Origin of the sequence: Endozoicomonas sp. ISHI1 (assembly GCF_024606225.1) — a bacterium.
Classification (GTDB): domain Bacteria; phylum Pseudomonadota; class Gammaproteobacteria; order Pseudomonadales; family Endozoicomonadaceae; genus Endozoicomonas_A.
Map to the genome: position 1 here is coordinate 206,280 of NZ_JAGRPU010000001.1, position 12,436 is coordinate 218,715.

General features: G+C 47.0%; 7 protein-coding genes. All 7 read left to right on the top strand.

Annotated elements, in window-relative coordinates:
• Positions 1-38: 38 nt before the first annotated feature.
• The 7 genes from KBW69_RS00765 to KBW69_RS00795 all read left to right on the top strand — a co-directional run bounded on the left by KBW69_RS00765 (position 39) and on the right by KBW69_RS00795 (position 12,328).
• A complete protein-coding gene (locus tag KBW69_RS00765; protein ID WP_257279549.1) occupies positions 39-2,579 on the top strand; it encodes a lipopolysaccharide assembly protein LapB in 2,541 nt (846 codons plus the stop codon).
• Between the two features lie 391 nt (positions 2,580-2,970).
• Positions 2,971-4,506, top strand: coding sequence for a WD40 repeat domain-containing protein (locus KBW69_RS00770; protein WP_257279550.1), 1,536 nt, complete (start codon positions 2,971-2,973; stop codon positions 4,504-4,506).
• Between the two features lie 65 nt (positions 4,507-4,571).
• Positions 4,572-6,134, top strand: a complete 1,563-nt coding sequence (locus KBW69_RS00775) for a WD40 repeat domain-containing protein (protein ID WP_257279551.1) — start codon at positions 4,572-4,574, stop codon at positions 6,132-6,134.
• Between the two features lie 153 nt (positions 6,135-6,287).
• Entirely contained in the window at positions 6,288-6,773 is a 486-nt protein-coding gene (locus KBW69_RS00780; RefSeq protein ID WP_257276367.1) for a WD40 repeat domain-containing protein, read from the top strand.
• A 147-nt stretch (positions 6,774-6,920) separates the two neighbouring features.
• Positions 6,921-8,537 (top strand): WD40 repeat domain-containing protein, encoded by a 1,617-nt coding sequence (locus tag KBW69_RS00785; protein WP_257279552.1) that lies wholly within the window; start codon positions 6,921-6,923, stop codon positions 8,535-8,537.
• 165 nt (positions 8,538-8,702) lie between these two features.
• Positions 8,703-10,583 (top strand): RING finger domain-containing protein, encoded by a 1,881-nt coding sequence (locus KBW69_RS00790; protein WP_257279553.1) that lies wholly within the window; start codon positions 8,703-8,705, stop codon positions 10,581-10,583.
• Between the two features lie 179 nt (positions 10,584-10,762).
• Positions 10,763-12,328: an F-box/WD40 repeat-containing protein gene (locus KBW69_RS00795; protein WP_257279554.1), complete on the top strand. Its 1,566-nt coding sequence runs from the start codon at positions 10,763-10,765 to the stop codon at positions 12,326-12,328.
• The last annotated feature ends 108 nt before the right edge of the window (positions 12,329-12,436 follow it).

Below are 12,436 nucleotides of genomic sequence, written 5' to 3' on the forward strand. Positions count from 1 at the left end.
TTTGCTGTCTGAAAAGCATAAAGGGAGATTACTTTGCCATGAGTTACGGATTACCACCAGCCTGCGGTTCAACATCGCAACCGTCACAACATCGCTTGCCTGATGTCAACCAGGACACTCATCAGGACGTGGCGCGTGCATCGAAACTCAACCCGTATGCGCGACCGTTTGTTCCTCGTGGTTCGAGTGGCGATGACGATCGGTCTTCGGCCAGGTCTTCAGCTATGCCCCCAACTATTCACGATCGGCGAACCACTGCGTACAGGGCATCTTCTTCTCAAAGGCCGCACCCGTTAAGGAACAGGCAATCGCCTGAAGCGGCAAACGAAAAAATCGATCAAGCTTACAAAGCACTGAAAAACCAACATTTCAGCCATGCAGAAGAAAAATTTCAGGCCATCTTAAATGAATACCGGGGCCAACTCAGCCAGATCGACTACCAAAGGACAGTCATAGGGCTGGCAAGATCGCTGAAAGAGCAAAACCGGGAAAAGCAAAAAAAAGCCTGTTATCGTCTGGAAAAACTCAGGTTGAAAGGCCCCTTGACTGCACTCGGGGCTTCCAGAATTACTAACCTTGACCTGACCCTGAGCCACTGTGAACAGGCACTTGGATTGCTTCCTGCTGCTGAAAAACGACTGTTAATACTGAGAAATATAAAGCCCGGTGCTGATGAAGAGATCCTTTGCCAGACTTCTCACAATTTCGACGCGGATATGAGTAATGCCCGACTGTGGCAGTCGATGGAAAAACACCAGATGACGGAAACACTGCTGGTGAACGTGAAAACAGAGCTGACCAGAAAACTGCAATCGAATCGAAGCACTGCCACTGCAGAAACCCTCCATAAACACCTCCATATCGTCAATATTGCCCTGGTGCGACTCTTACAGGAGAGGGGTCTGTATGAATGGGCTGAAAATCTGCTGCTGAATATAAGTGGCAAGCCATCCAATGGCAGTGACGAGTTCCTCTGCAAGCCCTGTGGAGATAATGAAATTGATCTGGCCCTGGCACGACTCTGGCAGTTGATGGAAAAGAATGAACGGGCTGAAAAACTGCTGTTGAACATGAGTGGCAAGCCCCCCAATGCCAGTGAAGAAATTCTATGCACTCACTCTGGAAATCGTGAAATTGACCTGGCCCTGGTGCGACTCTGGCAGACAAAAGGCAAACACGAATGGTCTGAAAAATTGCTACTGGACATGACGGGTAAGCATCCCGGTGCCAGTGAAGAGATTCTCTGCCGACCTTTTGGACGTCTTGATATTGATATGACTCTGGTTCGACACTGGGAAATCATGGGCAAATATCACCTGGTTGGAAGATTGCTGTTGAACATGAGTAACAAGCACCCCAGTGACAGTGAAGAAAGCCTGTGTCTGCCCTGCGGAGTTTATGAAATTGACTTGGCCATGGTTCGATACTGGGAGGATGTAGGCCAATATAATACGGCTGAAAAGCTGCTGCTGAACATGATGGGCAAGCAGCCCAACCAAAATATAGAAATCTTGTGTCAATCCTGTAGAGATCATCAATTAGATCTGGCTTTGGCACGACTCTGGCATATGATGGAGAAATATGAATGGGCTGAAAGACTGCTGCTGAGCGCCAGTGACAAAGACCCCAATGATAATGCAGAACGCCTGTGCAAGCCTTGCGGGAATAAACATATTGATCTGGCCCTGATAAGAAATTGGGAGATACAGGGCAAATATATATTGGCTGAAAGGTTGCTGTTGAACATGGTTGGCAAATCTCCCTTCGCCAGTATGGAAACGCTGTGCAAGCCCTATGGCGATTCGACAATCGACCTGACTCTGGTGAGACATTGGGATGTGGTGGGCGAATATAAACGGTCTGAAAAACTGCTGCTGAACATGAGTGACAAGCACCCCAAAGACCCTGAAGAATTACTCTGCAAACCCTGTGGGCAGCCTCTGGTTGACATCGCCCTGATGCGAACCTGGGAGTCAATGGGCGAGTATAAACGATCTGAAAAACTGTTGCTGAACATGATTGGCAAGCACCCCGATAACGATGAGGAAGACCTGTGCAAGCCTAGCGGGAATCATGATCTTGATCTGGCCCTGGGACGTCTCTGGGAGATAATGAATAAAACAGAACGGGCCCAAAGACTGATTCATCGTTGCTGTGATTTATACCATACGAGTGAATGTGAGTTGGCACTGCTTAATTCCTATGCCGGGACAGCGAGATTTATGGAAATGATTACCGGGTATCAGGAAAGCGCCAATATATTGCTGTCAAACTCGATCCATTATTTCCGACTGGCCTCTCAACAAATAGCAGACAATGACCCTGGGTCAGGACAAAGTAACCTTAAAAAGGCGCTTGAGTATGCAGAATCCGTACTAGAGAAACACCCCGGGAATGCAGGCGCCTGTTCGCAAAAAGCGCACTGTCTCAGAATGATGAATGACCGTAAAGAGGTTTGGAGCGAATGGTTCAAAAAAGCCAATGCCCTTGACCCCGGACGGTTAGGGAAGTTTAAAGCTAACGACATTTGGCGAATCATCGAAGCTCGAGCCGTTCAAAAGGTGAAGGATCTGGCATAGCCAACCTGAGCGCCTGCGGCGAAAATAAGAGTCTGACCAATGAGCCAGAAATATTGAATTCCAAAGGGTAAGTCATTAAGGCACTTCCGTTTGTTGCTCGTGGTTCGAGGAACGATCGGTCTTCGGGCACGCCTCCAACTATCCACCATCGGCGAACCAGGAAGTAATGATTGCCTACTGTCACTGAGTGAAGCCATTCCGCATGCACCGAAAGACAGAAACCCACTTTCTGCTTATTGATCATGGTCTCGAACCGGAGTCCTGTTTTTATCAGTTGAATTGAACAACCTATCATGAACTTTTTTTCTAAAACCGACTCCAATTAACTCAACCAATGTCCGACAACCTTGCAAATCATCAAGGTTAACTACCCAATTTCAGGAAACAAAGCATGAATGGAATAGATAATAGCTGCGATATTGCAGGTTCACATTCACTGGCAACCAGGCAAGCTCAATCGGAAATAACAACGGGAATCAGTGCAGGTAGAAGTATTACTGTATCTGGCGAGGAAAAAAAGGAAAAAACGTCATTACTGGATTTATCCGCATTTCCCCTCATATTTCGTTATTTAAAACTTCGGGATATTCGCAGTTTGGAACAGGTATGTACCTATCTTCACGCTGCGGTAAAAGAAAATAACGCACTGGCAAAAGCCTGGTATCGGCAGTTTTTTTCAACACACCAATACCAACTAAGGACAGCCATCACTACAAAAAATGATCACCAATTCCGTAGCTGGTTTGAGTCTTTTTCAAATGATATGGCGTTAGTGGACTCATTAACCAATCGCAAACGAGAGGCTGTTTTTTGCCCTGCTCTGTTGTACTTCAACAAGACTAACCTGATGTCTGAATGTAAAACATTTAAATTGGAAACAAAAGACACCATTCACGCAAATGCAATTATCAGAACAGCCGCCCTTAGTGTCGATGGCCGTTACCTGGTCACCGCCGTTGGAGACAACTCGGCAATGGTCTACGCTCAAGGGGCTAATGGATCCTGGGTAATAAAAACCGCCATTATCCATAATGACCTTGTCACGTCAGCCAACTTCAGTCTTGATGGCCGCCATGTGGTCACCGCCAGTCGGGGTCGCGAGGCGAAAATATATAGCCTGGGACGCGATGAATCATGGGAAACAAACGTTACCGTTACCCTTGACTCTGCCATCAGATCAGCCAGCTTCAGCCCCGATAGCCAACATGTGGTGATCGTCAGTATGGAACGCATGGCGCAAATCCATAGCCTGAAGAACAATGGATCATGGGAATTAACAGCCAACCTTTACGATGTTCGCTCAGCCACCTTCAGCGCCGATAGCCGCCGTTTGGTGACTGCCGAACGTGGTAGCACAGAGATGAAGATCCATAGCCAGAAGTCCGATGGATCATGGGAAGTAAAAAATATCATTCGCCTTGAGGATAGTATCAACTTAATCAGCTTCAGCCCGGAAGACCGCTATGTGATAACCCTCAATGGGCATTCCAAGGCGAGAATGTATCGCTGTGAGACCAATGAATCATGGAAAAGTGTGGTCGAAATTCAACACAAGCAAGTTATCCATTCGACTACTTTCAGTGCGGATGGCCGCCATGTGGCGACTGCGAGCCTGGATGGCATAGTAAAAATCTATGGCCAGAGAGCCGGTGGATTATGGGAAGAAAAAACCATCATTGATCACAAGCATTCAGTTGAATCAGTGACCTTCAGCTCTGACAGTCGCCACCTGGTGACTACCTGTCATAGCCACACAGCGAAAATCATTGGTCAGGAAGCCGATGGGTCATGGGTGGAAAAAGCCTGCATCACCCATGCTTGCTGGATCTTATCTGCCACTTTCAGCGCCGATAGCAGCCGTGTGATAACCGCAGGTTGTGATGGAACGGTGCAAATCACTGAACTACAGAGGAGTGACGTATATTAACTCAATCAACGTTGGACGTCCTTGCGAATCATTAAGGATAAAAACTCACTTTCAGGGAACAAAGCATGAATGGAATAGGTAATAACTCCAGCATTGCAGGTTCATACTCACCACCACCCAAGCGAGCTCGATTGGAAACACCAGCGGATTCCGGTTCGGGTTGGAGTATCACTGTATCTGACAAGGAAAATAAAGACAGGCCCTCATTGCGAGATTTATCCTTACTATCAAGCTCCCTCATTTGTCGCTATTTAAAGCTTCGGGATATTCGCAGTTTAAAACAGGTATGTACCTACCTTAACAACACGATCAAACAGGATAATGCTCTGGCAAAAGCGTGGTATCGGCAGTTTTCTTCATCACACCGGTATCTGCTATGGACAACCATCACTGCCAAAAATGAGAACCAACTCCATGATTGGCTGAAGACTTTTACGAATGATAAGGCGTTAATCGATTCACTGACAAATCGCCGACAGAAGAGTGTTTATTTACCTGCTCTGTTATATTTCACCAAAACTAACCTGATGTCTGAATGTGAAAGATTTAATTTAGTAACAAAAACCATCATTAAAGAAGATGACGAAGTCAAATCAGCCTCTCTCAGCGCTGATGGCCGTCACCTGGTGACGGCCAGCATCGATCATTCGGCAAGAATCTACGGCCACAAGGCCGATGGATCATGGGAAAAAAGAGCCATCATTCCCCATAACAGGTGGGTCAAATCAGCTATCTTTAGCCCCAATAGTCAATATGTGGTGACTGCCAGCAACGATAGCAGGGCACAAATTTACGGCCCCGGGTGCAATAAACGATGGAAATTAAAAGCCATCATTTCCCATAATCATTCGGTCAAGTCAGCCTCTTTCAGTGCCAATGGCCGCCATGTGGTGACTGCCAGTTGGGATAGAACGGCGCAAATCCATAGCCAGAAGGACGACGGATCATGGGAATTAACAGCCACCCTTTTTCACAATGATGCTGTCCAATCAGCCATTTTCAGCGCCGATGGCCGTCATGTGGTCACCGCCTGCTGGGATAAAACCGCGAAAGTTCATACCCTGAAAGACGATGGAACATGGGAAGTAAAAGGTACCCTTTCCCATAAAGGTCCTGTCATATCAGCCAACTTCAGCCCCGATAGTCGCTATGTGGTGACTGGCAGCAAGGACCGCAGGGCGAAAATCTATGGCAGGGAAACCAATGGATCATGGGTACGAAAAGCCATCATTCACCACGAAGATGATGTCAACTCAGCTACCTTCAGCCCCGATGGCCGCCATGTGGTGACTGCCAGTAATGATGGCAGGGTGAAAATCTATGGTCAGAAAGCCAATGGATCATGGGAAGAAAAAACCAACACATACCATAAGGATGGAGTCAACTCGGCCAGCTTCAGCCCTGATGGCCGTCATCTGGTGACTGCCAGCAAGGACGGAACGGCGAAAATCATCGGGCAGGAAGCTGATGGGTCATGGTTAGAAAAAGCCAGCATTGCCCATAAAGGCTGTGTCTGCTCAGCCACCTTTAGCGCCGATGGTAGCCACGTAGTCACAGCCAGTGACGACTGCACGTTGAAAATTACTGAACTACGGAGGAGTCATCAATTGTTTGCTGCCACTGAATGACGCCATTCTGCACGTGTTCATAGAAAGAGACTTTGTTAGTTTCATTCAACAACACGCTATGAACTTTCATTCTGAAACTGAGTCTAAATCGCAGCATCAATATTGACTGCCCGTGCTGATCGAATATAAATACCCACTTTGGAGGAACCTGACATGCACGGAATACATGATCACTCCTGCATTAAGGGTTCAGAATCAACACCATCCAAGCGAGTTCGATTGCAAACACCTGCGTGTGCCAGTGCGGGTAGAACGATCAAGCTGGCTGATAAGGAAACAACGTCATTGCTGCATTTATACTTATCATCATTTTCCATTATTTTTCGCTGTTTGAAACTTCGGGATATTCGCAGTATGGAACTCGTATGTACCCGCCTTCGCGATGAAGTCAACACGGCCATCTTCAGCCCCAATGGCCGCCGCATGGTGACTGCCAGTTTCTTCGATGGCACGGCGAAAATCATTGCTCAGGAGCCTGATGGGTCATGGTCGGAAAAAGCCAGTATTTCCCATAATACTCCGGTCCGATCAGCCAGCTTCAGCGCCGATGGCAGTCATGTAGTCACCACCAGTTACGACGGCATGGTAATAATCACTGAACTGCGCAGGAGTGATTTATTGCCTGCCGTCACTGGGTGAAGCCATTCTGCGTGCGCTGAAGGACACTTTGTTCGTCTTGCTTAACAATAAAATGAACTTTCATTCCAAAACCGACTCTAACCTGTGGCATCTATCTTGATCAGGTTTGCCAATCGGGGATATACACCTGCTTTCACGGAATAAAGAATGAATGTAATAGATAATAACTTCAGCATTGAGGGTTCAGACTCACCACCATCTAAGCGAACTCGGTCAGAAACACCGACGGGGACCAGTGCGGGCAGGTCCATCACTGTGCCTGATCAGGAAATTAAGAAAAAGTCGTCATTACAGGATTTATCCTCGTTATCATTTTCGTTAATTTTTCACTGTTTGAAACTTCGGGATATCCGCAGTTTAGAACAGGTATGTACCCGCCTTCGTAGTATTGTTAGAGAGAATAATGCATTGGCAAAAGCATGGCATCGCCAGCTTCCTTCACAACACCAGCATCATCTGAGAATGACCATCACCACAAAAAATGAGAATCAACTCCGTCATTGGTTGAAGTCATTTACGGATGATGAGGAGTTACTCGACTCACTCACCAATCGGCTGCATTGGGGCGTTTATTTACCTGCTCTGTTATATTTCACCAAAACTAACCTGATGTCTCAATGTGAAAAGTTTAAATTAGTCACTAAAACCATTATTGGCAAAAATCATAAAGCCAAATCACTCGCCATTACCGATAACGATTACCCCTTTCAGGTAAGCGCCAATAAAATAAACTCAGCCACCCTGAGTGCTGATGGTCGCTATCTGATAACTGCCAATGGAGATCTATCGGCAAAAATCTTCGGCCAAAAGGCTGATGGATCATGGAAAAAAAATACCAGTATTTCCCATAACGGATGGGTCAACTCAGCGATTTTCAGCCCCGATAGTCGCCATGCAGTAACCACCTGTTCGGATGGCAGAGCGAATATATATGCCCTGAGGTGCAATGAGTCATGGGAACCAAAAGCCATCATTTCCCATAGGGCGCAGGTCAACTCAGCCAGTTTCAGCCCCGATGGCCAACATGTGGTGACCACCAGTATGGACAGAACAGCACAAATCCATAGCCAGAAGCTCGATGGATCATGGGATTTACGAGCCATTCTTTCCCATGGCAAAGCCGTCGAATCAGCCACATTCAGCCCTGACAGCCACCATCTGGTCACCGCCAGTTGGGATAAGACGGCGAGAATCTATTGTCAGAAAGACGATGGTTCATGGGCATTAACCAACACACTTCCCCATGATCGTGCTGTCATGTCAGCCCTTTATAGCCCTGATGGCGGCCATGTGCTAACCACCAGTGAGGATCACAGTGCTAAAATCCATAGCCAGAGTGACGATGGTTCCTGGGAATTAACCGCCACACTTCCCCATGATCATATCGTCGAATCAGCCACCTTCAGCCCCGATGGCCGTCATTTGGTGACTGCCAGTTTCGATGGCGCGGTGAAAATCTTCGACCTGCAAGACGATGGATCATGGAAAGAAAAAGCCATCATTTATCATCAGAATACCGTCACGTCAGCCACTTTCAGCCCTGATAGCCGCCATGTGGTCACCGCCAGTAAGGATCGTACGGCGAAAATCATTGGTCAGAAGTCCGATGGGTCATGGTTAGAAAAAGCTCGCATTTACCACATCGACACGGTTCGATCAGCCAGCTTTAGCTCCGATGGCAGCCATGTGGTCACCGCCAGTGACCGTACGGTGATGATCACTGAACTTCGCAGGAGTGATTTATTGACTGCTGTCACTAAGTGACGCGATTCTGCGTGCGCTGAATGACACTTTGATAGCAGGACAGTTTGTCAGTTTCACTTAACAACAAGTTATGAACTTTCGTTCCATAACCCATTCTAACTTACTGTATCTTTTATGAATGTACTTGCTAATCGAGGATAAATACTCACTTTCGGAGAACGAAGGATGGATAGAATCAATAATTACTTCGGCACCGAAGGTTCATACTCGCCACCACCTAAGCGAACTCGAATGGAGAAGGCACCCTCCTGTGTCAGCAATAGTAGTTCCGCCGTTGTGTCTGGCAAGACAGCAATGAATATCAGTGCTTTCAGAGATAATGCATTTAAAGTGGAAAACACACAGATTCCTGATGAAAATTGCGCAGTATGTCATGAGAGCTTTCCACACACGGCAAACATAGTGAAAACGCCCTGTGAACACCTTTTTCACGAGCATTGTTTAAACAAGTGGCTTCAAATCGGTCTGTCAGCCCGAAAAGTTAAAACTTGTCCTACATGTCGAGGCGAGTTAGGTGTCATAAGAAAAAAACTTAACGACTTTGATAAGCTATTGAGTCAATACAACGGTTGTCATTCTTTAGTGAGTGCAGATAGAGCCATTAACGAATGGGATAAAGCAGAAACAAGTCATGAAGCCCTGTACCATTTTGTCCAACTATGCTGGCACAATAGCCAGACACCTGATGATTCACCGTATATAAATATCTTGCGAAAAATTATTCATCCAGTGACAAAAGCCATCATTACCCATGACGATCGGGTCAATTCAGCCATCTTCAGTTCCAATAGCAGCCATGTGTTGACTGTCGCTGAAGATAACCTGGTGCAAATCAGTGGCAAGCGGGACGATGGATCATGGAAACCAGAAGCCAAAATCCGCCATAGCGGTTACGTCAACTCAGCCACCTTCAGCGCTAATGGCTGCCATGCAGTGACCGCCTGCAACGATAACACGGTAAATATCTTCACCCATAAGGACGATGGATCATGGGAACCAGAAGCCAATATTGAGCATACTGGCGTTGTCAACTCAGCCACCTTTAGTACCGATGGCAGTCATGTAGTCACCGCCAGTGAGGATAACACGGCAAAAATCTATGGCAAAAAGGACGATAAATCATGGGAAGAAGAAGTCACCATCCGCCACAATGGTCCGATCATCTCGGCCACCTTCAGCGCTAATGGTCGCTATGTTGTGACCGCCAGTGAGGATTACACGGCGCTAATCTATGGCCAAAAAAACGATGGATCATGGGAACTGGAAGCCAGCATTTCCCATAAAGACTGGGTCACCTCAGCCATCTTCAGCGCCGATAGCCGCTATGTGCTGACCGTCAGTGACGATAAAACAGCAAAAATATATGGCCATAAGACCAAAGGATCATGGGAAGAAGAAATCACCATTGTTCATGAAGGTCCAATCATTTCAGCCACCTTCAGCAACGATAGCCGCCATGTGGTGACTGTCGGTGAAGACAATCTGGTGAAAATCACCAGCAAGCAGGAAAATGGATGCTGGGAAGAAAAAACCATCCCCCCCCATGATGACCGGATCAATTCAGCCACGTTCAGCCCTGATGGATGCCATTTGTTGACTGCCAGTGACGATCACACAGCGACAATCTACCGTCAGAAAGACGATGGATCATGGGAAGCACAAGTCACCATTGAACACGATGGTTCAATCAACAAAATCACCTTCAGCGCCGATAGCCGCCATGTGGTGACCGCCAGTGACGATAAAACGGCAAGAATCTTTGGCCAGAGAGACGATGGTTCATGGGAAGAAGAAGCCATCATCCTCCACAATCATCCAGTCAGCTCGGCTGTCTTCAGCGCCAATACTCGTTTCGTGGTGATCACTGATACGGGTGGCCAGGCGAAAGTCTATGGCCAAAAGGTTGATCAATCATGGCAAAAAGAAGGCACTATTAACCATGATGCTCCGATCCTCTCAACTACCTTCAGCGACAATTGCCGTTTTGTGGTCACCACCAGTGAGGATTTCACTGCAATAATCACTGAACTGTGGAGGGAAGAATGATTCATTGTTTGCTGTCACTGACTGACGCCATTATGAGTGCACTGAAAGACAGACACATCGTAAGTTGCCCTTAACAACATTTTATGAACTTCCCTTCCAAAACTGACTCCAACTTCACAGCATCAACATTGACTGTCCTCGCTGATCGAAGATAAATACCCACTTTGGAGAATTCAGGGATGCATGGAATAGATAATAATAACAACCGTATTGAAGGTTCAGACTCACCACCACCCAAACAAGCTCGATTGCAAACACCAATGGGTGCAACCAGGGGTAGGACCGTCACTGTAAATGGCATGAAAAAAAAGGAAACATCGTCATTGCTGGATTTAACCCCACTATCCTTTTCCATTATTTTTCGCTATTTGAAACTTCGGGATATTCGCAGCTTAGAACAGGTGTGTACCTGTCTTCACGCCGCTGTCAAAGAAGATAATGCCCTGGCAAAAGCATGGTATCGCCGATTTCCTTCACCACACCAGTGTCAACTCAGGACAGCCATCAATAGAAAAAACAATGATCAACTCCATGATTGGTTAGGGTCGTTCACGGATGATCAGGCGTTAGTCAATTCGCTCAAAGATCGAAAAACGGAGAGGGCTTATGTACCTGCTCTGCTTTTATTTACCAAGACTAAGATGATGTCTGGATGTGAAACATTTAAATTAGTTACAACAGCAACTATTTACGAAAAAGACGTCGTGAACTCCGCCAGCCTCAGTACCGATGGCCGCCGTCTGGTCACCGCCAGTGACGATTTAACGGCGAAAATCTACGTTCATGGGGTTGATGAATCATGGGAACTGGAAGCGACCATTCCCCATAGCTTTTGGGTCAACTCAGCCACCTTCAGCCCCGATGGCCAGCAGCTGGTGACCACCGCTTTGGATGATTCGGCCAAAATCCATAGCCATAAAACGGATGGATCCTGGGAAACATTCGACAGCATTTCCGATGATGACTGGACCAGATCAGCCATCTTCAGTGCCGATGGCCGCCATCTGGTGACCGCCAGTACTGATATGACTGCGAAAATCCACAGCCAGAAGGCCGGTGGATCATGGGAATTAACAGCGACTCTTTTTCATAATCATTACCTCCAATCAGCCTCCCTCAGCAGCGATTGCCGCCTTGTAGTCACCGTCGGTTGTGATAACACGGTGGAAATCTATAGTCAGGAGTCCGATGGATTATGGAAAGTAAAAGTTAGCATTCCCAACGAAAAAAGTATCAACTCAGCCACCTTCAGCCCCGATGGCCGCCATATGGTGACCGCCAGTAACGATAGCAGGGTAAATATCTATGGCCTGAAAGCCTGCGGCTCATGGGAGCCAGAAGCAAACATTGTCCATAATCACTATGTCAACTCAGCTGCCTTCAGCCCTGATAGCCGCTATGTGGTAACGGCCAGTGAAGATGGCACAGTAAAAATCTATGGCCGGAAAGCCAATGGATCATGGGAACCAGAAGCCTGCATTGTCCACAAAAACGGGGTCTTTTCAGCCACTTTCAGCCCTGATGGCCACCATGTAGTGACTGCCAGCAAGGACGGGAGTGCAAAAATCATTGGTCAGCAAGACGATGGGGCATGGTTAGAAAAAGCCAGCATTTACCATAAGGGCTCGGTCTTATCCGCCACCTTTAGCGCCGATGGCAGCCGTGTAGTCACCGCCAGTACCGACTGCACAGTAAGAATCACTGAACTACAAAGCAATCATTCATTGCTTGCTGTCAATGAGTGATGACATTTTGCGTGCGCTGAAAAACAAACACTCTCTCAGTTGCCCTTAACAACATTTTTTGAACTTTCATTCAAAAACCGACTCTAACTCTGCGGTATCGACATTGAC

Coding starts and splice junctions, on each gene's coding strand:
- KBW69_RS00790 (WP_257279553.1), top strand. CDS start 8,703: ATGGATAGAATCAATAATTACTTCGGCACCGAAGGTTCATACTCGCCA.
- KBW69_RS00770 (WP_257279550.1), top strand. CDS start 2,971: ATGAATGGAATAGATAATAGCTGCGATATTGCAGGTTCACATTCACTG.
- KBW69_RS00780 (WP_257276367.1), top strand. CDS start 6,288: ATGCACGGAATACATGATCACTCCTGCATTAAGGGTTCAGAATCAACA.
- KBW69_RS00795 (WP_257279554.1), top strand. CDS start 10,763: ATGCATGGAATAGATAATAATAACAACCGTATTGAAGGTTCAGACTCA.
- KBW69_RS00785 (WP_257279552.1), top strand. CDS start 6,921: ATGAATGTAATAGATAATAACTTCAGCATTGAGGGTTCAGACTCACCA.
- KBW69_RS00775 (WP_257279551.1), top strand. CDS start 4,572: ATGAATGGAATAGGTAATAACTCCAGCATTGCAGGTTCATACTCACCA.
- KBW69_RS00765 (WP_257279549.1), top strand. CDS start 39: ATGAGTTACGGATTACCACCAGCCTGCGGTTCAACATCGCAACCGTCA.